The following is a 24,017-nucleotide window of genomic DNA, read 5'->3' as shown; positions in this document are numbered from 1 at the left end:
AAGACCTGGATCGTTTTAATCACCCTGCCGCCTCAACATTCGTGCCAATAATACCTCATAAATCGGTTCCCCCCCCAGATATTGCGCCGTCAAGGTCGCCGTCAGACAAGTGACCAACAGGGGCACAATCAACTGAAAATTGCCGGTAATTTCCAACGTCAAAACAATCGCCGTCAGGGGTGCCCGCACCGTCGCCGCCACCAAGCCCCCCATCCCCGCAATGGTCAATATCCCTGGTTCCGGCAACCAGTGGGGTAACACGGCATATACCCCCTGTCCCAACCCCTGACTCAAGAGGGTGGCAATCGCCAACAGGGGCGCAAAAATCCCCCCCGGTGCCCCCGACCCGTAGCACAGCACCGTCATGACCAGGCGCAGGAGAAACAAGCCCCACAGTTCCGGCGCTGCGGACAAATGATTCAGCGACCAGAGAATCACCTGCTCCCCACCGCTGACCAACGGGTGGTACAGATGGGCATTCCCCGCCAAACTCGGCTGGTAAATATACCCCAACAGCCCCACCACCGCACCGAATAGCACCGCCTGGAGCGAAAAAAACCGGCGCCCCACCCACCCCAGCCCCTCCAGTGCCAGCACCAGCCCCCGGTTAAACCCATAGCCAACGATCCCCAGCACCAACCCCGCCCCCGCAAATATCCACAGGGACACCAGTGGCGGAGTTGTATAAATTTTCACCGGCAACACCACCTCATCCCAGCCCAGGGCTTGGATCACCCCCATTGCCAGCACACAGGCGCAGGTCACACTCTGATACGCCCGCACCTCATCCTGAAATTGGGGACGCATTTCCTCCAACACAAACAAAATCCCCGCCAAAGGCGCATTAAACGCCGCCGTCAACCCCGCCGCCGCCCCCGCCGCCACCAACACCCGGGATTCTTCCTGAGACAACCTTCCCCAACGGCTGAGCAAATGCCCCAGACTGCCCCCCATCTGGATCGTCGGACCCTCCCGTCCCAACACCATGCCACTGACCAGGATCAGCCAGCCGCTGACAAACTTCACCAGCAACACCCGCCCACTGCGCAAAGGTAATTTGCCCGCCAAAAACCCCTCAATCTGGGGAATGCCACTCCCGCCCGTTTCCGGTGCCCACCAGCGCATCAGCCAAAAGCCCAGCCACACCATCCCTGCCGAACCCAGCACCGCCAGCGCCAACTGCCCCCCAGGACTGTCCCCCAGCACCGCCAGCAGGTCAAAACGCCTTTGGGTGCCCCAACCCACCGCCTGCCGGAAGCCCCCCCCCACCAGCCCCACCCCCAAGCCGGTCAGCCCCGCCGCCAGCAACACCCACCAGGGTCGGTCGGTTAAGGGGGACACTGGCTTAACCACACTCTTTTTTCGCCTCATTCGCCGCCTTGAGCAACCACCCCGGCGGTCCCAGTTCCACATTCTGCATCAAACGGTTAAATTCCCGGTCAAAATGTGCCGCCACCGTTGCATTTTTAATCACCAACAAGGTCTCATCATTATTATAATTCCCCGCCGGAGTCCAGTTGTGGGAACCCACAATCACCACATAGTTATCAATCACTCCAAATTTATGGTGCAATCGGTCCCCTTTGGGCAATTTCGGTACCCCCACCTCCCGCACCGGATTCGCCCAGGGCGCATTATCCGGCTCATACTTACACGTCCCCTTACGAGGCAGAGCAATCCCCCACATATCCAGGGATTCATTGTAGTATTTATAGGCAAAATCCGGTTCAATCAACGCCCGAATTTTCACCCCCTTATTGTGCAATGGCTCCATCACATCTACTAATCTTTGTTCTGAAAATACAAATAGGGCTAAATCAATCTTATTTTGGGCTTGACTCAAGGTATTAGCAATCAACGCATTGGTACTTTGATCCCACTGGCGACGGCGGGCAGGAGAAAACTTAATGGTGACTGTTCCTGCTCCCAAATTCACCGTTTGGGGTTCCCGCAGGGGTTTTTGAATGCCAAACTTGCTATCCGTATTGCCCCCTGGACCATCCCCCCACATGATATTAAATTCTTCCCCAAAAATGCGGGCGACTTCCGGGCTATCCATCAACACCAGGGAATTGGGATTGCCCCGGCTTTCCGGCGAACCAAAGTCCCCGTGCATATCACTGGTGGTAAAATTCGCCGAAGTGACCAACACCCGCTGGTCGTCAAAAATCATAAATTTGTGGTGCATCAAACCACTGCCTTTGGAGCCATCCGCCGTGTCATCAATCAGGGGCAAATTGCCATTTTGCATGATGATAATCGCATCCCCGTTATTGATTTCCTCCTGGCTGAGTTTGCCATCCCCATTCGTATCAATTAATTTCACCACTTCATCATAACGGCTACGGCTGTGGGGATTTAATTCATCCACTTGAGTATCGGTCAATTGACTCAACGCCACGTTGTAACTATTTTCTAAAATCACCCGTACCCGCACCCCACTCTGATGTTTTTTCACCAGAGCTTTTGCCACCAGGGGCAAACGAATTTCCTGCACTGCCACGTCAATCGAGCGGGTCGCCTTTTCAATTTCCTGGAGAATAATCGCCTCGAAATTATCCCCATAACGAGAACCGATATTTTTGCGGTAGGGGTCCTGGTAGGTAGCCGCTTCCGATTGGTTGAAATAGACCAAAATTGCGCTATCTTGGGGCAGAGGGGCGACCTTGGGACGGGTGCCACAGCCAAAGGGGGCGGCGGTCAGGATTAAGATAGGGAATAATCGCAGGAACTTGGGCCAGGCCATAGCGTCTCAACCTACAACATTTGAACGATAAGGCTCACCCATGTATCCGCCGTTGTCTGCCGACTGGTCCCATTTCAAGGTACCGCCCGTGCCCGTGGGCAAACTGTCAACCGAAGAACTGGTATGCCGTTGCCAACAGGGGTTTCAACCTGACCGAGCCGCTTTTACCGAACTGGTACGCCGTCATCAGACCCATGTGGAGCGAATTCTGTACCATTTAGCCTCGGACTGGAATGACCGGGCAGACCTGGTACAGGAGGTTTGGGTGCGCGCCTACCGTCATATTAAGCGACTCCAGGACCCCAGCAAGTTTAGGAGTTGGTTAAGCCGGATTGCTACCAACCTGTTTTACGATGAATTGCGCCGCCGCAAACGCCACCAACCGACCATTTCCCTGGATGCGCCCCGGCAAATTGGGCATACGGAAATGGAGTGGGATCTGCCCTGCGATGCCCCCGGCCCGAGTGATGACTTGGCGACCCAGGAATTTTATGACCGGCTCAAACGGGCGATTGCTGACCTGCCGGAGGTGTTTCGCACCACCATTATCCTGCGGGAGTTGGATGGTCTGGCTTACGAGGAAATTGCCGAGATCACCGGGGCTTCCCTAGGAACGGTAAAATCCCGTATTGCCCGTGCCCGTGCCCGTTTACAGATGGAGTTGAAGCCTTACCTGGATAGCTAGTTTTATGCCATATTAGTAGCGGTTGCGCCGCTTCCTCCCTATGCACATCACCCGTCCTGAATCCCCTGACCGCTTTGAACTGCTCAGTGCTTACCTAGACGGCGAAGCCAGCCCCGAAGAGTGCGCCTTGGTGGAACACTGGTTGGCTACCGATCCAGAGACCAAGCAGGTGTACCAGCAGTTAGTCAACCTCCACGAACTTTGCCAGGACTTACCCATCCCTGCTTCCGGGATTTCCGCCGACCAGATGGTGACAGGGGTAATTACCAAAATTACCCACCGTGCCCGCAAACGTTTGGCTTGGAGTGGGGTGATCGTCGCCGCTTCTGCCCTAGTGGGGGGCGTGATTTCCGGTGTGGTATGGCGGGCCCCAACCCCAGAATTTGCCCAGCAGTCCCCATCGCCCCAAAACTCGACCGCCGCTACCCTCCACAGTCCCAGTCGGGCATTACGCATTACCCTGGAGCAACCGCCGGTGGTGATCCCCGTCCAAGTGCGCCGGGAACAGGTACGGAATTAGGGGCTGTTGAATGCGTTGCCACTCCAGGTAGGTTAGGGTTAGGAAATCAATTCAATCAACGGAGTAAGCATTGTGAGCAATTCACCGGTGACCCTGGAGACCATTGCCCAATCCTTGGCACAATTTCGCCAGGAAGTTACACAACGTCTGGACAACCTGGAACAGAAGGTAGATAACCTCGAAAACAAAGTAGATAACCTAGAACAGAAGGTAGATAACCTAGAGCAAAAGGTAGATAATCTGGAAAACAAAGTAAATAACCTAGAAACTAAGGTGAATAACCTGGGAAATCAGGTAGATAACTTAGAACAGCAGGTGGACAACCTGGAACAACAGGTGGGGAAACTGGATGTGGAACTGACCGCCTACCAAAAGGGATTAGACGGCATGGTACGCATGGCAACCACGATTATCATTACCACCGGCACCGTAATTGTCATCGGGAACCTCGTGCCTTCCGTCCTCAATTTTGTCGCTCAGACTAGCCAACTATCTGCTCGGTAATCGCAGTTTATCCGCCGCCGCCCCACAACGCTGGAACCAACACCTGAACGGCAAACCGGGGCAGAGCCAACATCCGCCGCCAGCGCCAGGGTTCCTGATACAGACGAAACGCCCATTCCAGGTACAGCCGCCGCATCCATAGGGGTGCCCGAACCTTCACCCCCGCCCAAATGTCAAAACTCCCCCCCACCCCCACCCACACGGACTGGGGGCACAAATGCCGGTGCCGTTGAATCCAAAATTCCTGGCGGGGCACCCCCAGGGCGACGAGAATGAACCGGGGTTGCAGGTGTTGCAATTGCGCTAGGATTTCCCCCTCCTCCTCCGGCGTGAAATAGCCGTGTTGCACCCCCACAATGGACAAATGAGGGTTCCGGTGTTGCCAATACTGGACAGCCCGTGCCGCCACCCCCGGCGCTCCCCCCAAAAAAAAGACCGTTTCCGCCTGTAGATGCGCCAACACCTGGCTCACCAAATCAATCCCCGGCGCATGATACGTTCCACAGCGACGCAACCGCAAATACAGGGTCACCCCCACCCCATCCGGCACCACCAATTCCGCCCCTTGAATGAGGGTTTTCAACGCTGGATTTGACCCAGCCTGCATGACCATTTCCGCATTCAGCGTCACCACATGGGTGCTGAGTCCCCCGGACACCCGTTCCCTCAGCGCCTGGGCATAATCCGGCAACAGATGAATGGGCAACCCCTGGATTGTGAGTACGGGCGGCGGAACAGACATGACCTATAATCGAGGAAACTGCAAGATAAATTGAGACTTGCTTAAAACAGTAAAACATTTTGGGGATCACGTATGAAGAAATGGCGGCAATACTGTGCCCTATTTGTATTAGTCATTTTCCTCCTATTAACCCCCAACGTTTGGGCGCAGACCCCCAGCCCCACCCCAGCCCCCCCCGCAACCGTACCGGTTATTTTTGACGGTCAAGAATTATTTCAAATTCCCCCCAGCAGTAGCTTAACGGCAGAGGAACGGGCACGCCTAGTGGTCAGTCGCCTAGAAAAAATCGCCAACAACGAGGAAATACCCATCCTCGTCACCCAGCGGGATGGTAAAACCCAAACCAGTTTGCGGGTGGGGGAACAGGTAGTCGTCACCATTTCCGATGAGGATGCGGAACGGTTAGGGAAATCCCGTACCGAACTGACGCAACAGTATGAAAAAATCATCACTAAAGCCTTAGAAGATTACCGCCGCAGTCGCAGTCCTGAACGCATTATCCGGGGTGTAATTTATGCAGTTCTGGCTACAGTAGGTTGGTTTATTTTCTATGAATTAATGAGATTCATCTTTGGTCGCACTGTCCGCAAGTTAGAAACCAAACAAGAACAGGAATTTCCCCGGTTAAATTTCTTTAATTTTGACCTGTTTTCCCCAGCTAAAACCAAACAAATCACCCTCCGAGTTTTACGCCGCACCCATTGGTTAATAGGTTTAATCGCTTTTTATTTTTATCTGGCTTTTGTATTCAGACAATTTGTTTGGACACAACGCTTTGGCATCAGTTTAATCAATTATGTTTTAGAAACCTTATTATCAGTCTGGCAGGCTTTAGTTAATTATCTACCTAATTTAATTAACATTGCGGTTACCGTAGTTATTGTCTATTATACCCTGCAATTTTTGCGGTTCATTGCCAACCGAATGCAGTCTGGAGAACTGCAAATCCCCGGATTTTATGCCGACTGGATACAACCCACATTTCGTTTAATTGCCTTCTTTATCATCGCCCTGGCGTTTATGATCGTCGTACCCTTTTTGCCAGGGTTTCAGTCCCCTGCGTTTCAGGGGGTTTCCATCTTTATCGGCTTGGTCGTTTCCTTGGGTTCGACAGAAACCGTGACCAACATTGTGGCGGGAATTATTTTAATCTACAGTCGGGCGTTTCAGATCGGTAACATTGTCAAAATCCGAGAAGTTATGGGCATGGTAGAGGAAAAAAGTTTACTGATTACTCGGATTCGCACCCCCCGCAATGAAATTATTACTTTGCCCAATTCAATGGTTCTTAATAGCTCCATTACTAACTTTAGTACAGCCAGTCAGAATTCCCCTGACCGACCCCTATTTCTGAATACAACCGTGACCATGGGTTATGATGTTGTTTGGCAAAAAGTTTACCAATTATTAATTGAAGCCGCCCGACGCACCAAGGGAATTTTGTCTGAGCCAGCTCCTTTTGTTTGGCAGACTGCTTTGAATGATTACACCGTCAGTTACAATTTGAATGCGGCTACCGATCAACCGCAATTAATTCCCTTTATCTATTCCGAATTACACCAACATATTCAAGATTGCTTCAATGAAGCTGGGGTGGAAATTATGTCGCCTAGCTTTACGGCGATTCGAGATGGGAATCACACCACCATTCCCTCAGAATATCTGCCCAAGGATTATCAAGCACCAGGGATGCGTATTTCTCCGCTAAACCGCTTATTTCCAAACCGTTCTGAGGATTCTTGATTAATTGGGAACTTGAATCATGCCGCCCCACTTAAGTAATACCCGTTTAATTCGTTACCTATTATTGTGCGGCTTAGGATGGATTTCGTTTTTGGTATTAAATTATTTCGCACCCGTACTGATCATTTTTATTCTGGCAGGAATTCTAGCTTTTTTGCTGCATTATCCCGTGACTTATGTGCAACGTTGGTTGCCCCAGGGTTGGGCGATTACTTTGGTTACCGGTGTCGCTGGTTTATTATTATTGGGGTTGGTGAGTACCCTGGGATTTACGGTGTTGGCACAAGCCCAGGATGTCCTCAATCGTTCTCAGGAAATTGAACGTTCGATTGTGAATTTACTAGAGGCTGGGGAAAATCTACTTTCAAGGCTCAATTTATCCGTTGATTTCCAACTAATTGAAAAATTTATCCAGAACAATTTACTGAATGTCACGGGTGTAGCATTTGGGGCAATTCAGCAATTTATCTATAGCTTGGGTTACTTGGTGGTGGTGGTGATTATTGCCCTGTTTATGCTTGCCGATGGTGCCCGAATTTGGTGGTTTTTGATCCAGCCGATCCCGGAACCTTGGCGGGGTCGCTTGACACCAGCAGTACAAAGCAATTTTCTCGGTTTCTTTTGGGGTCGCTTTCTGCTTTCCTGCTTTTTTGGCATCTCCATATTGATTGTATTTTGGTTCATGGGTTTGCCCCAGTCTTTGTTACTCGCAGTAATTGCCGGAATGTTTGATCTGATCCCCGGGATTGGTGCAACTTTGGGAATTGCTTTAATCTCGTTAATTGTATTGCCCAATGGTTTGGGAACGAGCCTTACGGTTCTAGTTGTCTGCGTCATTATGCAACAAATTGAAGAAAATCTGCTGATGCCACGGGTCATGAAAGATTCGTTGAATATCAATCCAGTTTTTATGTTTTTTGCCTTACTTTTGGGCGCACGATTGGCGGGAATTATCGGAATCTTTTTGGCGGTTCCCCTTGCTGGTGTGCTGGTCAGTGTTTTAGAAATTGAAGCCCTAAAGGGTCAATCCCATCACAAAATTAACGAGATCAAGGAGTAAAGTATTTCGCTTCTGGGTGGTAGCAAATTAAGGCGGTGGTGGATTGTTCAGGATGGAGTTGTTCCGCATCATCCATGATGAGATGAATCCGCTGGGTTTCTAATAAGTTCAACAGGGCATATTGATCCTGTAAATTGGGACAAGCGGGATAACCAAAACTATAGCGAGAACCTTGATACCGTTGCGCTAAAATGTCATGGATATTGTCCGGTTCCTGCTCAAGATAACCCAATTCCCGGCGAATACGGGCGTGGTTCCATTCGGCTAGAGCTTCTGCCATTTGCACCGCAATACCATGAAAATATAAGTAATCTGAATAAGCATTGCTATCATAGAGTTTTTGAGCATATTCAGTTGCGAGTTGTCCCATGGTTACCGCCTGCAAGCCAATGACATCCAAATACTCAGAACCGAGTGGGGCAAAAAAGTCAGCGATACACAGGCGTTTACCAGTACGTTGGCGGGGAAATCGGAAGCTGGCAATGGGTGTTAAATTCACTTGCCAAGGCACTGGTTGATCAGGAAATTGCTGAGCATAATCGGGGTTGTAAATATGTAATGTATTACCCTCAGATTGGCAGGGAAAATAACCATAAACTAGCTGGGGTTCTAAACAGGATTCCTGCTGAATCCGTTGTCGCCACTGCTCTAAAATTGGATACACCTTTTCCGCCAGAAACGCTTGGTACTCCTCCTTGGTTTGCTCCCGTGGTTTACGAAATTGCCACTGACCAGCAATTAACGCCTGCTGATCCAAATAGTTCCAAACTTCCGCAATCGGAATATCCTTGGTTGTAAGCAAACAATTACCCCAAAAAGGTGGTAATGGGCGGGGAATATCCTGTTGCACCTGTGGGGGAATCACCTCATCTACCGATACCAGATCAATCGGTTTGGTGGTTGGCACATCATTCGCCGGTAAATCCGTAGATTGTGCCCCGTTTAATTCCTGCAAAAATCCTTTTTCGTCATCCCATTGATTCTCAGATTTAGCCGCCATTAAATGATCCATAAAATGCAGATCACTAAAGGCATCTTTACCATAAATTACTTTTCCTCGATAGACCTGTTGGCAGTCCTGCTCCACAAATTTACGGGTGAGCGCCGCCCCCCCCAAAATAACCGGCACCTTGATCCCTTTTTGATTAAAAACCTCCAGATTTTCTTTCATAAACGCCGTAGATTTCACCAACAAACCGCTCATGGCAATACAATCCGGTTGATACTTTTGATAGGCATCAATGATACTGGTTACTTCCTGTTTAATTCCCAGATTAATTACCCGATAGCCGTTATTACTTAAGATAATATCCACCAAATTTTTACCAATATCATGCACATCCCCTTTCACCGTAGCAATCACCACCGTCCCTTTGCCACTGGCATTTTCCTGCTTTTCCATGTAGGGTTCTAAAAATGCCACCGCCGCTTTCATCGTTTCTGCAGACTGCAACACAAAGGGCAATTGCATCTGACCACTGCCAAATAATTCCCCAACAGTTTTCATCCCTTCCAAAAGATGCAGGTTAATAATATCCAGGGCAGAATAATGCTCCAGGGCTTTTTGTAACGTAGCTTCCAACCCAATCCGTTCCCCATCAATGATATGCCGCCGTAAACGCTCTTCTATGGTCAACGTTTCCGGATCAATTGTGGTTTTGGTAACCGTCACATCACTAAAATATTCAGTTAATTTCGTTAAGGGGTCATAGATACATACATCCCCATCAAACCGCCGTTCATCGTTAATCAGTTCCCGACAGAGATTTTGCACTTCTGGGGGGATTTTGTGCATCGGTAAAATTTTACTGGCACTGACAATTGCCGCATCCATACCCGCTTCCTGGGCTAGATGCAAAAATACCGAATTTAAAGCCATACGAGCGGCAGGTTTTAAGCCAAACGAGACGTTGGAAACCCCTAACACAATATGACATTCAGGGAAATTGGCTCTAATTTTAGCAATCCCTTGAATGGTCTCCAAAGCATTGCGTCGGTCTTCCTCAATCCCAGTGGAAATGGGTAAAACCAAGGGGTCAAAAAATAATTCCTGTGCGGGTATGCCAAATTCAACCGCCTGCCGATACGCCCGTTGGGCAATGGCAAATTTTTTCTCCGCCGTGCGTGCCATTCCCTCCTCATCAATCGTGCCAATCACTACCCCTGCCCCGTAGGTTTTGGCTAACTTTAATACTTGCAAAAACCGGGGTTCACCGTCCTCATAATTGGTGGAATTGAGAATACATTTTCCCCCGGCAACTTTTAGCCCCGCTTCCATCTTTGTCCATTCGGTGGAATCGAGCATCAAGGGCAACGAAACTTGGGTAACCAAACGGGACACCAATTCTTTCATATCCCGTTCCCCATCTCGTCCCACATAATCCACATTCACATCTAAAATATGGGCACCTTCCCGCACCTGTTCCCGAGCAATTGCCACCAAACCATCCCAATCTTCCGCATTTAATAAATCCCGACATTTCTTAGAACCGCTGGCATTTAATCGTTCGCCAATAATTAAAAATGAATTATCTTGCGTGTAGGGTTGGGCGGTGTAAATGGAAGCTGCCGCTGGCACATAATGCACCTGCCGGGGTTTCGGTTGTAAGTGTTGGGATAACTTTACCAATTGGCGAATATGGGCGGGTCGGGTACCGCAACATCCGCCGATAATTTGCACCCCTAAATCCACCACAAAATGTTGTAATGCGCCCGCCAAATCCGGGGGTTCCAAACGATAAACTGCCTGCCCATTCACATTCTCCGGCAACCCCGCATTGGGAATACAGGAAATTACAAAGGGAGCGTGTTCTGATAAATAACGAATATGGGATTCCATTAAATCGGGACCGGTGGCACAATTCAACCCCAAAATATCAATGGCATAGGGTGCCAAAATCGCCACCACCGCCCCAATATCCGAACCCACCAACATGGTTCCCTGTTGCTCCATTGTTACGGAAACCATCACAGGTAATCGCTGTTGCCGGGCGGTAAAAACTTCGTTAATTGCCTGTAATCCCGCCTTAATTTGCAAAACATCTTGGCAGGTTTCCAATAATAGTAAATCCACCCCCCCATCGCACAAACCCCGCACCTGTTCCTGATAGCTGGCGACCAGGGTATCAAAATCAATATGCCCCAGGGTCGGTAATTTGGTTCCAGGACCAATCGAACCGGCTACAAACCGGGGTTTTTCGGGAGTAGAAAATTCTGTGGTTAATTGTTTGGCTAATTGTGCCGCTTTAACGTTTAATTCATAGGCTAAAGGGGCTAAATCATATTCCGCTAAAACAACCGCATTGGCACCAAAGGTATCGGTCTCAATCACATCGGCTCCCGCTTCCAAAAAACTGCGATGAACTTGAGCGACTGCCTCTGGTTTGGTGACCACCAAATACTCATTGCATCCCTCATATTGGGCACCCCCGAAATCCGCCGCTGTCAAGTTTTGGGACTGTAAATTGGTCCCCATTGCCCCGTCAAAAACGATCACTGGGCGGCTGGGATGATGGAGGCGTTCTAAAAATGCAGAGGTCATGGGTGCAAACAACGGGTGTGAAATCTATTTTATCGGGGTTTTCTCCGGGTTGAACCTAAGGGACTAACCGGACAAACTTGCTTTTGCCCACCTGGAGTACCCGTCCCACCAATGCCTGGAGGTCGCTGGCGTGCCAATCTACATCGGTGATGCGCTGGTCATCAAGCCGCACTGCCCCGTTTTGAATCTGCCGTCGTGCCTCACTGCTACTGCGACACAGCCTGCTGGCGGCTAATAAATAAAACAACTTTACCGGCACGGTCACCCCTTGCAGGGAAAATTCCGGAATGTCCCCCGCCGTCGCCAATGCCGCCTGTTGCGCCGCCTCTGAGCCGTAGTAACTCGCCGTCACGGTCTGGGCAAGCAATTTCTGCTGTTCCCGGGGATTGGGGGGTAGGTCAGTGAGGGGCAGATCAGTTAATAATTCAAAATACTGGGGCAATGAACTATCGGGCACTTTTTGCAATTTTTGGTACATAATACTGGGGTGATCCTGCATAGCGATAAAATTATCTAGGGATTTGGACATTTTTTGTACCCCATCCGTGCCTAAGAGAATCGGCACCAGGAGTCCAAATTGGGGCGGTTGCCCAAAATGCCGTTGTAAATCCCGTCCCACCGCAATATTAAATTTTTGATCCGTGCCCCCCAATTCCACATCCGCCCGTACCGCCACCGAATCGTAACCCTGCAATAAAGGATAGAGAAATTCATGGAGAAAAATGGGGTGATTTTGACCGTACCGCTCGGCAAACCCCTCTTTCGCTAACATTTGCCCCACGGTCATGGTGCCCAATAAATTGATAATTTCCTTCAGGTCTAAACGGGCGAGCCAGGTGGAATTGTAATGCACTTCTAAGCGTCCCGGGGTGGCAAAATCCAGAATGGGGCGAATTTGGTCTAAATAGGTTTGGGCGTTGGTCTGTACCTGCTCCGGGGTCAAGGGGGGGCGGGACTCGGTACGACCGGTGGGGTCGCCAATCTGGGCGGTAAAATCCCCAATAATCAGCACCGCCGTGTGCCCCGCATCCTGGAACGCCCGCAGTTTCCGCAAAGGGATGCTGTGCCCCAAATGCAATTGACTGCCGGTGGCATCCACCCCCAATTTCACCCGCAGGGGACGGTCCGTGGTTGCCAACAGCCGTAGCAGGCATTGGCGGGGGTCATGGCTCTCCGGCTGATGGGGGAACACCTCCGCCACCCCCCGAGTCACTAGGTCTGCCTGCACCGGGTTTGCCATACTCACAGACTGTCCTGGGTCGTCCTGTGTCATGATTGAGTAAATTCCCGTTTATCTTAACAAGCTGGTATTCCCCCTGTGTCTGGTAAAGCCTTTACCCCTAGCCGTCGTCCTGCCGCTTTGACCACTGCCCTGGGGGTGGGTGGGGCGGTTTTGCGTTGGACGGGGGTGGCGCTGTTGGGAGGGGTGGTGGTGGGTACGGCGAGTGCCGCTGGCATCATGGCGGGTTTAGCCTACAGTTTTCGCAACCTGCCGGACGTGCGACTGCTCAAAACCTATGTGCCCCCCCAGACCAGCTATATCTACGACATCAAGGGCAAGGAATTAGCCGCCATTCACGGGGAAGCCAACCGGGAAGTCGTCCCCCTGGAACGGATCGCCCATCCCCTGAAACTGGCGGTGCTGGGGATCGAGGACAGCCATTTTTACACCCACCGGGGGATCAATGTCAATAGCATTGTGCGGGCATTGATTGCCAACTGGCGTTCCGGCGACGTGGTGGAGGGGGGTTCGACCCTGACGATGCAGTTGGTGAAAAATATCCTGCTCTCCCCGGAACAGGTATTCAGCCGTAAGGTGGCGGAAGCGGTTTTGGCAATGCGTTTGGAACAGGTGTTTAGTAAAGATGAATTATTAGCATTGTACTTAAATCAGGTCTATTGGGGGCACAACAACTACGGGGTGGAGACGGCGGCGCAAAGCTATTTCGGCAAATCCGCTTGGGAATTGACCCTGGCGGAGGGTGCCTTGATGGCGGGTTTGATCCAAGCCCCGGAATTTTACAGCCCCTTTGCCCCAGCGAACCAACCCCTGTGTCAAGACCGTCCCCTGGGAAATGCCTGCCCCGCCAAACAGCGGCAATTGGTGGTGTTGGAGCGGTTGGAGCAGTTGGCATGGATCACCCCGGAACAGGCGAGAGCCGCCCGTCTAGAACCCATTTACCTCAACCAAATCACCTCATTTCGACCCAGCACCTTACCCTATGTGACGGATTTAGCGTTACAACAGCTTTACGATAAATTCGGTCAAGATTTAGTCCAACGGGGGGGCTTGCGGGTACAAACCACGGTGGATAGCGAATTACAGCGCACGGCGGAAAAAATTATCCAGGAGAGCCACGCCCGGTTACGCAGTCAGGGTTGGGGTTCTTCCCAGTTGCAGATGGCGTTGGTGGCGGTGGACCCCCGCACCCATTACATCAAGGCGATTGTGGGGGGGGTGAATTATAAAAAAAGCCAGTTCAACCGGGCATTTCAGGCACAGCGGCAACCGGGTTCGGCGTTCAAGCCCTTTGTGTACTATGCGGCGTTGGCTTCTGGTCATTACACCCCGGATTCCTATGTGAGCGACAGTCCCGTGAGCTATCGGGATGGTTCCGGCTGGTATTCTCCGCAAAATTACGACGGGTCCTTTTGGGGGGGGACGAGTCTGCGGCAAGCCCTGGCGGCTTCCCGGAATGTCCCGGCGATCCGGTTGGGGAAGGAGGTGGGGATGGAGCGGGTGGTGCAGATTTGCCGCACCTTGGGGATTACCAGCCCCATGTTGCCCGTCACGTCCTTGCCCCTGGGGGCGGTGGATTTGACCCCCTTGGAAATGGCGAATGCCTATGCCACCTTTGCCAGCAATGGGTGGTACGCCGAGCCGTCGGTGATCCTCCAGGCGCAGGATCAAAGTGGTCAGTTGGCGTGGAAAAACATTCCCCAACCCAAGCTGGTGCTGAACCCCTGGGCGGCGGCTTCGTTGAACAGTATGTTGCAGACGGTGATCGAGAGTGGCACGGGCACGGCGGCGCAACTGGGACGACCGGCGGCGGGGAAAACCGGCACCACCAGTTCGGAGCGGGATATTTGGTTTGTGGGGTATGTGCCCCAATTGGCGGTAGCGGTGTGGATCGGCAACGATGATTACCGACCTCTAGGGGGGGGCGCTACGGGTGGGGTGTTGGTGGCACCGATTTGGCGGCAATTTATGCTGGCGGCGCTCAAGGGGGTACCAGTGCAGAAATTCACCCCGGCGACGGATTTTGTGCGTCCCAAACCCAGCCGGTCGTAACATCCCTACCTGCGAGTGGGGGGGGAACCTGTTAAGCTGTAGGAAACATTGTGGATACTATGGCGGATTACTACGATATTTTGGGGGTGTCCCGGAACGCAGATACGGAAGAGATTAAACGTTCCTACCGGCGTTTGGCGCGCAAGTACCACCCGGATGTGAACAAGGAGCCGGGGGCAGAGGAACGGTTCAAGGAAATCAACCGTGCCTACGAAGTGCTGTCGGACCCAGAAGCCCGTGCCCGCTATGACCGGTTTGGGGAGGCGGCCTTTACCGGTGTACCGGGGGGCGGGGGGTATCAGGACTTCGGGGACATTGGTGGGTTTGCCGATATTTTTGAACAGTTTTTTGGCGGTTTTGGCGGGGCAACGGCGCAGGGTGGCCGCAGGCGGAGCGGTCCGACCCGGGGGGATGACCTGCGGTTAGATTTGGAACTGGAGTTTCGGGAAGCCATCACCGGCGGCGAAAAACAAATCCGCCTCACCCACCAGGAAACCTGCACCACCTGCAACGGTTCGGGCGCCAAACCGGGGACACAACCCAAAACCTGTCCCACCTGTGGCGGCGCGGGGCAAGTCCGGCGGGCGGCCCGCACTCCCTTTGGCAGTTTTACCCAAGTCACCACCTGTCCCACCTGCAACGGCACCGGTCAAGTGATTGATGAGCTATGCCCAGCCTGTGGGGGGCGGGGTGCCAACCAAGTCACCAAAAAGCTGAAAATTACCATCCCTCCCGGCGTGGACAACGGCACCCGTCTGCGGGTCTCCGGGGAAGGGGATGCGGGCGCCAAAGGCGGGCCCCCAGGGGATTTGTACGTCTATTTGAGCATCAAGCCCGACCCCCAATTCCGGCGGGAAGGGATCAACATTTACTCGGAAGTCAAAATCAGCTATCTGCAAGCCATCCTGGGCTGTCAAATCCCCGTGCCGACGGTGGATGGGAGCCACGATTTGAAAATCCCCGCAGGCACCCAACCCGGCACCGAGTTTCGGATTGAGAATCTGGGCGTACCCCGCCTGGGCAACTCCGTCAGCCGGGGGGATCACTTCGTCACGGTCAAGGTGGAGATTCCCACCCACATCAGCGGCGAAGAACGGGAATTGCTGGAGAAACTGGCACGGATTCGCCATGAAAAAACCAGCAAACACGGCATCGGTGACCTATTTGGCGGCATTTTCGGATGAACCCACCCCTGGATTTGCGGGGCACCCCCTGCCCTTTGAATTTCGTCCGCACCCGCCTGAAACTGGAACAACTCCCCCCCGGTACCGCCCTAGAAGTTTGGCTGGATGGGGGGGAACCGATCCAGCAGGTGCCCGACAGTCTCCGCCAACAGGGGTATGAAATCCTCGGGGTTCAGCCCCAAGCCGATTACTTTGTTCTTACGGTCAAAGCCTGATGCGTCGGGAAGTCCTCGGTCACGTCTGGGCGGCACAGGCGAACTTCTACCGGGTGGCAACCCCAGAGTATGGTGAATTGCTTTGTACTGCAAGAGCGAGGCTAAAAAAAACCGGACAATGGGTGCTGGTCGGGGATCAGGTGCAGGTGGAAGAAATTGACCCCGCCAGTCAACGGGGGGCGATTAGCGAAATTTTGCCCCGGCGGAGTGAACTGGATCATCCCCCAATTGCCAACGTGGATCAGTTGTTATTGATGTTGGCGTTGGCGGCACCGGCGCTAGACATTCACCATCTCAGCCGTTTTTTGGTCAAAGCGGAATCCACTGGTTTACCCTTTATTTTAGCTTTGAATAAATCGGATTTATGTAGTAGGGAACAGATTGATTTTTGGGTGGCAAAATTGCAAACCTGGGGGTATGAACCCGTAATCATCAGTACCACCACTGGGCAAAATATTGCGGAACTTCAATCCCGTTTGGCTCATAAAATCACCGTGATCACTGGACCTTCCGGGGTAGGCAAATCCAGCTTAATTAATACCCTTACTCAAGGCAATGATTTAGCCACTGGAGCGGTTGCCCAGCGCACCGGCAGAGGTCGTCATACCACCCGTCATATCCAACTCTTACCTTTAAGTGGTGGGGGAATGCTTGCCGATACCCCCGGTTTTAATCAGCCCAATTTAGAGATCAAACCGACGGAATTAGCCCGTTGTTTCCCGGAACTTTACCGTCAAAATGTCACCTGTGAATTTGCGAATTGTACCCATCACAATGAACCCGGTTGTGGGATAAAAAAAGACTGGGAACGGTATGAACATTATGTGCAATGGTGGCAGGAATTGCAGGTTTTAGCCGAAATGAAACAAGCGCAAGGGCGTTGTGATGTAGGGGTGAAATATAAACAGGAAGAAATGGGGCATCGCCGCAGTGAACCTAAGTTAGCCCGCCACAAATACCGCAATCTCTCCCGCCGTCGCCAGCACCAGGAATTGGATTTACTTACGGCGGATGAGGAGTAGTATTCGAGGGGTTTAAGGATGAGGGAAGCTACGGTAATTTTCCCGGATCAATTGTTTGCAGTACATCCGGGACTCCATCCTAAACGCCTGGTTTTTTTGGTGGAAGAACAACTGTTTTTTCGAGATTATTTTTATCCAGCTAAATTTCATCAAAAGAAGTTAGTATTGCATCGAGCCAGTATGCAAGCCTATCATCAGAAATTAAAAGATTCCGGTTATGACGTAATATATATTAGCTACCAATCTAACCCCCAGATGGATTATTTATTTGAACCGTTGCAAACCTGGCACATTCAAATCATTTACTTGTGTGAATTGGTAGATAATATATTGACCAAAAGGCTAAAAAAATGGTGTGACTTTTATCAGATTAAGATTGTTGAACTGCCTACGCCTAAATTTCTCACCCCTTGGACTTGGTTTCAAGAGCAATGTCCCCCCCAACCACCCTACTCCCTAACTAAGTTTTATATTGCTCAACGCAAACGATTAAATATTTTGGTGGATGGGGATAAACCCATCGGTGGCAAATGGAGTTTTGACCGGGAAAATCGCAAAAAATTACCGAAAAATATTACCATTCCTAAGATTCCACAAATTTCCCCTAATACTTATGTTTTGGAAGCGCAGGAATATGTGACCCAAAACTTTGCTGATCATTGGGGTTCGGTTGCCAATTTTTCCTACCCGACCACCCACAGGGAAGCCACAAACTGGTTACAGGATTTTCTTACCCAACGATTTGCGAATTTTGGCGACTATGAAGATGCGATGAGTATTCAACAGGATATTATTTTTCATGGTGTTTTAACGCCAATGTTAAATATCGGCTTATTAACCCCAGAACAAGTCATTTCTGAAACATTAAATTACGCAGAATCCCATCCGGTGGGATTAAATACCTTAGAAGGGTTTGTGCGGCAAATTATTGGGTGGCGGGAGTTTATGGCAGGGATGTATTTACGCATCGGTACGGCGCAAAGAAACAGTAATTTTTGGGAGCATCACCGTCCTATACCTGCCTCGTTCTACACGGGTACTACGGGCATTTTACCCCTAGATCATGTGATTAAAAAAGTGTTGCAAACTGCCTATTGTCATCACATCGAGCGACTGATGGTCTTAGGTAATTTTATGCTACTTTGCGAAATTCATCCCCAGGCGATTTACCAGTGGTTTATGGAGTTTTTTATTGATAGTTATGACTGGGTGATGGTGCCTAATGTTTATGGGATGAGTCAGTATAGTGATGGGGGTTGGATGACCACAAAACCCTATATCAGTGGGTCAAATTATCTTCGCAAAATGAGTGATTTTCCAGCGGGGGAATGGTGTGAAATCTGGGATGGTTTATATTGGCGTTTTATTGATAAACATCAGGATTTCTTTAGCCAAAATCCCCGGCTAAGTATGATGACCATCCTGCTCAAAAAAATGAGTCCCACCCAACGGCAAACCCATTGGCATAGGGCGGAAACATTTTTAGCGAGCTTAGCCTGATTTAGCCCCTAGGTTGTGTTGATCTTATGTAACATAGAGCGGATTATTTATGGAGGGCAAAAGACGAGTGTTGTGGTTTTAGATGAAAATAGATGGCAGAAGATACTGGCTTTTTTACAGACAGAAGACAGAGTCAATATATGGCTACGCCACGCTTCGCTATGGGAAAGAAACAGGCTGTAAACGGTTTATCTGGATGGCTTTGGTGCCCCTTGGCGTTATCTCCCGGAAGCCTATGGCAAATGGTTCACAGTTTATCAAAGATTTCATCGGTGGCGTTGTTTTGGGGTGTGGAAATGTTTAAGTATTGTATTGAAGACCCTGATTGAGAGCATTTAATTCTTGAGACGACTATGGTTCGAGCGCACGCCTGTGCTACCGGAAAAAAACCGCTTCTTCCTGGCGCAGTAAAGCCACCTACCCGCTACAGAGTCCTTGTTACCATTTTTTGAGCATTACAAAGATATAGCAATCCTACTTGATTAACAAACAGCAATTCTCCAGAACCAAGTACGGGGGCGGTGCCCTGCGACCCCTGTTCCATTCTCATTTAGGACTGCTAGAGCACTACCCGGTTAAGAAATGGCTAAAGAATCAACTGCCATTCCGTTCCCTCCCCCGTGCGGGTGGGTTTACTGGTACTGCCCACCACAAATGGCCCCCAATAGCGGCGGGAACCATCCAAACTAAACGCCACCAAAATATCCCCCGGATTTAAGTTCAATGGACCCTCCGGCAAACTCAGGAGCAACCCTTCCCGCTCCCCTTCCCCCGGCGCAAAATCCCAATGCACTGGCTCTAGGTAGCCCGTCCCCTTCCGTGCCAACAAGACCAGCCGAATCGGTTGTTTGGTGCGATTGCTCACCCGCAGACCCCGGGAATTCTGACTCACCACCATCGGGGTAGGTCGTGCCGGTACCGGTTGTGCCACCCCCAGCCCCCAGATACAGACGATGCCCGCCGCCCCTAATCCCCATCCCCAACGCATGGTTCGCTCTCTGCCGCCAACATCACCGCCAGTTTATCAGCCAAAGCCGCAATCCAGCCCTCCTCCTGCCGGGTATAAATGCGCGGAGCCGCCGCTCCCACCACCAGCACCCCTTGCCCGCCAATCGGTTGCACAATCACCGCCTGGGTATTGGGGGGGAGATAATCAAATTCTACCCGCCCTGGATATAAATTTAAGTTTACTAAATAAACTGGCTTTTTTTGCGCTAAAACCCGTTGCACAATCCCCCCCGGTTGCACCTGCGGATTCGCCCCTAAAATCCCTCGCCGTAAGTAGGTTTTTCCCCGATAGTAAATCACTACGGTTTTCGTAGGTGTTGTGGTTAATAACGTATGGGAACACCAGGCTAATTCCTGCTTTAGAAAATCCGGCAATTCAGGATGAATTTCTAAACCATTGCTCCCGATGAGTTCCACAGATTCCGAGGGTTTGGGCTGAATGTTTTGCCAGAGTAACCCGGTGAGAATCAACACCGCACTGAGGATAATTCCCAGGGCATCGGCACGGGTTTGGGCGGGGGTTAAATGCTCACTGATCCCCCGATTGACCAGGAGAGCCACTGCCCCCAAAGTCCCTACGATTAACGGTAGCCAATACCAGCGATTCCCTTGCACTTTAACCCGCTTGCCCCGAGGACCCTTGGTCGGTAACCAACATAAAAAATACATTTTCTAAGCCTTGGTTGAGGCGCAAATCCCTCGCCAGTTGATACCCCTGGGCATCGAGGGTGTCCATGATGATCATGTCGGGTTGAAATTGTTGCACCTGTGCGTTTACCGCTTCGGGATGGGCGACTTCAATCAAAATATCCCCTTGCTTTTCTAGGGCTTGGGTTAGGGATTTCAGACTGGCTTGATTGTAACTGACTACCAGGACTTTTTTGCGCTCCGAACCTTGGGCTAATAAATGATTCACTTCCTGGAGTAAATTGTCCATCAAAAAAGGCTTGGTAATATACCGTTCTACCCCCAAACGATAGCCCTTTTGTCGGTCTTCTACGATGGATAAAATAATAATGGGAATGTTGGCGGTAGTCGGATTTTTCTTCAGAGCGGCGGCAACATCAAACCCATTCACCTCTGGCATCATCACGTCTAAAATAATCAAATCTGGGCGCATCATCCCCACCTGTTTAATTGCTTCAACCCCATTGCGAGCCTCCTGCACCTGATAGCCCGCCTGGGTAAGTTCCTGTTTCAATAATTCCCGAATGTGGGTATCATCATCCACAATCAAAATATGTTTATTCGCCGCCATTGCCGCCGGTAAGGGCATCACCTGTTCCCGCAGTTGTTGAATCAAACTATCCACATCCAAAACCACCAATTTCGGTGGCACCCCGACCGGCAAATCAAACCAAAATGTGCTACCTTTGCCCACCTCGCTCACCACCCCAATGTGCCCCCCGTGATGCTCAATGATGTGGCGACAAATCGCCAACCCCAACCCCGTTCCCTGGGGTTTGTCCGTGAGCGTATTCCCCACCTGTTTGAATTTTTCAAAAATTTTCTCCTGATCCGCCGGAGCAATCCCCATGCCCGTATCCTGGACTTGAATGATCAACCGCCCCTGTTCGAGAATACTGCGACAGGTAACGCCACCCATATCGGTAAATTTCACCGCATTAGAAATCAGATTAATTAACACTTGAATCAACCGATCCCGATCCCCTTGGATTGGGGGTAAATCCGGGGCTAAATCCAGGATTAAGGGTAACTGTTTGGCGCTGAACAGGGAATCCGTAGCGGCGGCGGCATGGCAGATTAAATCATTGATATGCAACCATTCCCAATGCCATTCGGTTTTGCCGGATTCCATTTTGGCAATATCCAATACGTCATTAATTAAACTCGTTAGTCGTCCCCCTTCGCTGATAATGATCCGTAAATTTTCCTGAATTTGGCGCATGGTGCGTTGCACCTTGGGGCTGTCCGTCTGAATTTCCGGGAAAAGGGTATCTTCTAATTTTTTTTGAATGATTTTGGCAAACCCCAATACGGAAGTTAACGGGGTACGCAATTCGTGGGAAACGGTGGAAATAAAATCCGTTTTCATCTGGTCTAGTTCCTTATCGGCGGTAATATCCCGGATCAAAATCACCGCCCCGATACAGGTGGATTGCTGGGGATGGATTGCCGTCGCCACCGCCTTGCCCACCCGTCCCCCCGCCAGGGGAATTTCCGCCTGATGCACCCCCCCCGTCTCCCGCAGGGTGGTCTGGATCAGTTCCTGGATCGCCAGATGCAACTGTGCCACCGGGATGTAGGGAAACCCCCGCCCGGAACAGAGGGTACGCAGGTGTGCCATTTCGGGGCTGAGGGGCAGGTGTTCATCGCTGGTTTTGAGAGCGAGTAAACCGGCGAGGGCAGGGTTATACCGGGCGATATGCCCCTGACTATCCGTCACCAACAGCCCGTCCGCCAGATGGTCAATCACCGTCGCCAGGTAGGCACTGGCTTTTTCGGCGGCTTCCTTGGCGTGCTGTAAATCCGCCTCCACCCGTTTACGCTGGCGAATGTCCCGCACCAAACTGAGAATGTAGGACTCCTCCCCCAATTGCAATCGCCCCACGGACAGTTCCACCGGAAAGCGGGTGCCGTCGTGGTGTTGGGCGCAACCTTCGATGGTGCGGGGTTCCCCGGGGATCAACCCCTGCCAATCCTGGGGGCACCATTCGGGATGCAGGTCGCTGACTGTGCGTTGGCGCAGTTGGGTGTGGGTGTAGCCCAGCAATTCACAGGCTTGTCGGTTGGCATCCATGACCTTGCCCCCCAGGTCGTAGAGAAAAATCGCATCGGCGGCCTGCTCCACCAGGGAACGAAACCGGGCTTCACTCAAACGTAGGGAGGTTTCCGCCCTCTGCCGCTCGCTAATTTGCTCCAGCAGGATTTGATTCGCCTCGGACAAAGCCGCTGTCCGTTCCACAATCCGCTCCTCCAACGCCACCTGTGCCTGCCAGCGTTCCCAAAAGGCTAAAGCCATCGCAACCAGATTCCCCAGGGCACTGGCAAAATGTTCCTCCTCCAAACTCCAATGGTGGACCACCCCCACCTGCTCCAGGGTCAATACCCCCACCAACTGGCCCCCCGCCCAGACCGGCACCGCCAACAGGGAGCGAATGTCCGCCGGTTCCAGGTAAATGGCGGTCAAATCCCGGGTACGGGGGTCACGCTGTGCCTCATGCGCCGGGATCACCTGCCCCAAGCACTGGAAATAGCGGGGACAATCCTGGGCGTGCAACAGCAGTCCGGTTGCATGGCGGTCGTCCCTGGCCTGGTACAAGTCCCGACATTCCAAGGTTTGGCTATCCCGGTACAACCAAACCCCCACCCGCCCCAGTTCCAAGGTGTGCGCCGCCGTTTCGGTAATTAACTGCAAACTGGCCTGCACATCCCCGCCCCCCAACACCTCACTGCTGGTCAGTGCCAGCAACGCCTGGTTATGCCGCCGCAGTTGCCGCTCCCCCTCCAGCAGAGCCGATTGCAGGAGTTTTTGCTCGCTGATATTGTGGCTAAACACCAACCCGTAGTCCTGCCCCTGGTCGTGGAGATGATGCACCGACACCTCCACCGGAAACACCTGCCCATCCCGCCGGATGTATTCGGTTTCGGCCGTGTAACGGTCCCACTGGCACAACTGTTGCCACACCTGGGGCCAATTCTCCCGGGTGATGTGGGTATCAATGGTACTCAAATGACACCCCAACAGGGTTTCCCGCACCAGCCCCAAACAACTACAGGCGGTTTGATTGGCATAGATGATCCGCCCCTCGGAGTCAAATCCTAAAACCATATCCAAAATCCGATCCAGGGCTTGCTGGGGTAGGGAACCCAACAGCCCCTCTAAGGGCATCACGGGTGGGCCTCCGCCAGCCGTTTGGTCAAATGGAGCCGTTGTCTGTGCTGGCACCATTCCACCCGGTCAAACACCTGATGCAGAATGTACAAACCCCGCCCCGACTCCCAAGACCAATCTGGCCCCTGGTGCAAACAGGCACACTCCGGGCACCCCGCCCCCTGGTCCTCAATTGCCCAACACCACCAGTCCGCCCCCCCCTGGTAATGCACCCGCACCGCCTTGCTAGGGTCGAGGTTATTGCCATGCTTCGCCGCATTCACCAACGCCTCCTGAAGCCCCAACCGCACCAAGGGCACCAAAGCCGGGGGCACATCCGCCACCAACAAATCCAAGACTGGACTGAGATACAAAGTAGAAGGAAAACTGAGCGTCAGTTGCCGATTACGCACGGGGATT

General features: G+C 51.7%; 19 protein-coding genes and 1 pseudogene. 11 read left to right on the top strand and 9 right to left on the bottom strand.

The genetic code is table 11. The features are described from left to right. Nucleotides 1-15: 15 nt before the first annotated feature. Together clcA and MLD66_RS10495 are read right to left on the bottom strand one after the other, a co-directional pair. Nucleotides 16-1,353, bottom strand: coding sequence for a H(+)/Cl(-) exchange transporter ClcA (clcA, locus tag MLD66_RS10500; RefSeq protein ID WP_247217653.1), 1,338 nt, complete (start codon nt 1,351-1,353; stop codon nt 16-18). After that, nucleotides 1,346-2,746 carry a phospholipase D-like domain-containing protein gene (locus MLD66_RS10495; protein ID WP_247217651.1) on the bottom strand — a complete coding sequence of 467 codons (1,401 nt, stop codon included), beginning with the start codon at nt 2,744-2,746 and terminating at the stop codon, nt 1,346-1,348. Before MLD66_RS10495 ends, clcA begins: the two co-directional genes overlap by 8 nt. Before the next feature lie 52 nt (nt 2,747-2,798). Between MLD66_RS10495 and MLD66_RS10490 the strand changes: the two genes are divergently transcribed. The 3 genes from MLD66_RS10490 to MLD66_RS10480 all read left to right on the top strand — a co-directional run bounded on the left by MLD66_RS10490 (nt 2,799) and on the right by MLD66_RS10480 (nt 4,455). Beyond that, on the top strand, nt 2,799-3,431 hold the full coding sequence (locus MLD66_RS10490; protein WP_339396976.1) for a sigma-70 family RNA polymerase sigma factor: 633 nt from the start codon (nt 2,799-2,801) through the stop codon (nt 3,429-3,431). A 40-nt stretch (nt 3,432-3,471) separates the two neighbouring features. Then, nucleotides 3,472-3,951 (top strand): zf-HC2 domain-containing protein, encoded by a 480-nt coding sequence (locus tag MLD66_RS10485; protein ID WP_247217647.1) that lies wholly within the window; start codon nt 3,472-3,474, stop codon nt 3,949-3,951. A gap of 72 nt (nt 3,952-4,023) precedes the next feature. After that, complete coding sequence (locus MLD66_RS10480) at nt 4,024-4,455, top strand: flagella accessory protein C (protein WP_247217645.1); 432 nt, start codon at nt 4,024-4,026, stop codon at nt 4,453-4,455. A 7-nt stretch (nt 4,456-4,462) separates the two neighbouring features. On the opposite strand, the gene MLD66_RS10475 is transcribed toward MLD66_RS10480, so the two are convergent. After that, nucleotides 4,463-5,197: a WecB/TagA/CpsF family glycosyltransferase gene (locus MLD66_RS10475; RefSeq protein ID WP_247217644.1), complete on the bottom strand. Its 735-nt coding sequence runs from the start codon at nt 5,195-5,197 to the stop codon at nt 4,463-4,465. 72 nt (nt 5,198-5,269) lie between these two features. Between MLD66_RS10475 and MLD66_RS10470 the strand changes: the two genes are divergently transcribed. Further along, on the top strand, nt 5,270-6,940 hold the full coding sequence (locus MLD66_RS10470) for a mechanosensitive ion channel family protein (protein ID WP_247217642.1): 1,671 nt from the start codon (nt 5,270-5,272) through the stop codon (nt 6,938-6,940). A gap of 19 nt (nt 6,941-6,959) precedes the next feature. Further along, the gene (locus MLD66_RS10465) at nt 6,960-8,000 is read left to right on the top strand and encodes an AI-2E family transporter (protein ID WP_247217640.1); all 1,041 of its coding nucleotides are present in this window, start codon (nt 6,960-6,962) and stop codon (nt 7,998-8,000) included. Here MLD66_RS10465 and metH read toward each other — a convergent pair. Then, nucleotides 7,990-11,541 carry a methionine synthase gene (metH, locus tag MLD66_RS10460; protein WP_247217638.1) on the bottom strand — a complete coding sequence of 1,184 codons (3,552 nt, stop codon included), beginning with the start codon at nt 11,539-11,541 and terminating at the stop codon, nt 7,990-7,992. The genes MLD66_RS10465 and metH overlap by 11 nt on opposite strands. A gap of 55 nt (nt 11,542-11,596) precedes the next feature. Then, nucleotides 11,597-12,781 carry a tyrosine--tRNA ligase gene (tyrS, locus tag MLD66_RS10455; RefSeq protein ID WP_247219075.1) on the bottom strand — a complete coding sequence of 395 codons (1,185 nt, stop codon included), beginning with the start codon at nt 12,779-12,781 and terminating at the stop codon, nt 11,597-11,599. 78 nt (nt 12,782-12,859) lie between these two features. On the opposite strand from tyrS, the gene MLD66_RS10450 reads away from it, so the two are divergent. The 6 genes and pseudogenes from MLD66_RS10450 to MLD66_RS10425 form a co-directional block, all read left to right on the top strand. Beyond that, entirely contained in the window at nt 12,860-14,833 is a 1,974-nt protein-coding gene (locus MLD66_RS10450) for a PBP1A family penicillin-binding protein (RefSeq protein WP_339396974.1), read from the top strand. 59 nt (nt 14,834-14,892) lie between these two features. Further along, nucleotides 14,893-16,017, top strand: coding sequence for a molecular chaperone DnaJ (dnaJ, locus tag MLD66_RS10445; RefSeq protein WP_247219072.1), 1,125 nt, complete (start codon nt 14,893-14,895; stop codon nt 16,015-16,017). Beyond that, entirely contained in the window at nt 16,014-16,232 is a 219-nt protein-coding gene (locus tag MLD66_RS10440) for a sulfurtransferase TusA family protein (protein ID WP_247217636.1), read from the top strand. Before dnaJ ends, MLD66_RS10440 begins: the two co-directional genes overlap by 4 nt. Then, the gene (gene rsgA / locus MLD66_RS10435; protein WP_247217634.1) at nt 16,232-17,254 is read left to right on the top strand and encodes a ribosome small subunit-dependent GTPase A; all 1,023 of its coding nucleotides are present in this window, start codon (nt 16,232-16,234) and stop codon (nt 17,252-17,254) included. Before MLD66_RS10440 ends, rsgA begins: the two co-directional genes overlap by 1 nt. 18 nt (nt 17,255-17,272) lie before the next feature. Further along, entirely contained in the window at nt 17,273-18,754 is a 1,482-nt protein-coding gene (locus MLD66_RS10430; protein WP_247217632.1) for a cryptochrome/photolyase family protein, read from the top strand. A gap of 45 nt (nt 18,755-18,799) precedes the next feature. Further along, nucleotides 18,800-19,143: pseudogene (locus tag MLD66_RS10425) on the top strand (transposase); the annotation flags it as partial. Nucleotides 19,144-19,340: 197 nt separating this feature from the next. Here MLD66_RS10425 and MLD66_RS10420 read toward each other — a convergent pair. Genes MLD66_RS10420 through MLD66_RS10405 form a run of 4 tightly spaced genes read right to left on the bottom strand, consistent with a single transcriptional unit; the run spans nt 19,341 to nt 24,010 of the window. After that, nucleotides 19,341-19,742, bottom strand: a complete 402-nt coding sequence (locus MLD66_RS10420) for a hypothetical protein (protein WP_247217630.1) — start codon at nt 19,740-19,742, stop codon at nt 19,341-19,343. Beyond that, nucleotides 19,721-20,377: a cofactor assembly of complex C subunit B gene (locus tag MLD66_RS10415; protein WP_247217628.1), complete on the bottom strand. Its 657-nt coding sequence runs from the start codon at nt 20,375-20,377 to the stop codon at nt 19,721-19,723. The genes MLD66_RS10420 and MLD66_RS10415 overlap by 22 nt, the downstream gene beginning before the upstream one ends. 1 nt (nt 20,378) lies before the next feature. Then, nucleotides 20,379-23,615 (bottom strand): PAS domain S-box protein, encoded by a 3,237-nt coding sequence (locus tag MLD66_RS10410; protein WP_247219070.1) that lies wholly within the window; start codon nt 23,613-23,615, stop codon nt 20,379-20,381. Next, nucleotides 23,615-24,010: an ATP-binding protein gene (locus tag MLD66_RS10405; protein WP_247217626.1), complete on the bottom strand. Its 396-nt coding sequence runs from the start codon at nt 24,008-24,010 to the stop codon at nt 23,615-23,617. The genes MLD66_RS10410 and MLD66_RS10405 overlap by 1 nt, the downstream gene beginning before the upstream one ends. Nucleotides 24,011-24,017 lie beyond the last annotated feature (7 nt).

Source organism: Synechococcus sp. C9 (assembly GCF_022984075.1).
Classification (GTDB): domain Bacteria; phylum Cyanobacteriota; class Cyanobacteriia; order Gloeomargaritales; family Gloeomargaritaceae; genus Gloeomargarita.
Note: the sequence above shows the minus strand (reverse complement) of the source record. Positions and strands in the feature narration are given on the sequence as shown.

Excerpts from the sequence above, each read along its gene's own strand:
- MLD66_RS10495 (WP_247217651.1), bottom strand. The coding sequence starts at position 2,746 with ATGGCCTGGCCCAAGTTCCTGCGATTATTCCCTATCTTAATCCTGACC.
- MLD66_RS10485 (WP_247217647.1), top strand. The coding sequence starts at position 3,472 with ATGCACATCACCCGTCCTGAATCCCCTGACCGCTTTGAACTGCTCAGT.
- MLD66_RS10475 (WP_247217644.1), bottom strand. The coding sequence starts at position 5,197 with ATGTCTGTTCCGCCGCCCGTACTCACAATCCAGGGGTTGCCCATTCAT.
- MLD66_RS10470 (WP_247217642.1), top strand. The coding sequence starts at position 5,270 with ATGAAGAAATGGCGGCAATACTGTGCCCTATTTGTATTAGTCATTTTC.
- MLD66_RS10465 (WP_247217640.1), top strand. The coding sequence starts at position 6,960 with ATGCCGCCCCACTTAAGTAATACCCGTTTAATTCGTTACCTATTATTG.
- metH (WP_247217638.1), bottom strand. The coding sequence starts at position 11,541 with ATGACCTCTGCATTTTTAGAACGCCTCCATCATCCCAGCCGCCCAGTG.
- tyrS (WP_247219075.1), bottom strand. The coding sequence starts at position 12,781 with ATGGCAAACCCGGTGCAGGCAGACCTAGTGACTCGGGGGGTGGCGGAG.
- dnaJ (WP_247219072.1), top strand. The coding sequence starts at position 14,893 with ATGGCGGATTACTACGATATTTTGGGGGTGTCCCGGAACGCAGATACG.
- MLD66_RS10440 (WP_247217636.1), top strand. The coding sequence starts at position 16,014 with ATGAACCCACCCCTGGATTTGCGGGGCACCCCCTGCCCTTTGAATTTC.
- rsgA (WP_247217634.1), top strand. The coding sequence starts at position 16,232 with ATGCGTCGGGAAGTCCTCGGTCACGTCTGGGCGGCACAGGCGAACTTC.
- MLD66_RS10430 (WP_247217632.1), top strand. The coding sequence starts at position 17,273 with ATGAGGGAAGCTACGGTAATTTTCCCGGATCAATTGTTTGCAGTACAT.
- MLD66_RS10420 (WP_247217630.1), bottom strand. The coding sequence starts at position 19,742 with ATGCGTTGGGGATGGGGATTAGGGGCGGCGGGCATCGTCTGTATCTGG.
- MLD66_RS10410 (WP_247219070.1), bottom strand. The coding sequence starts at position 23,615 with ATGCCCTTAGAGGGGCTGTTGGGTTCCCTACCCCAGCAAGCCCTGGAT.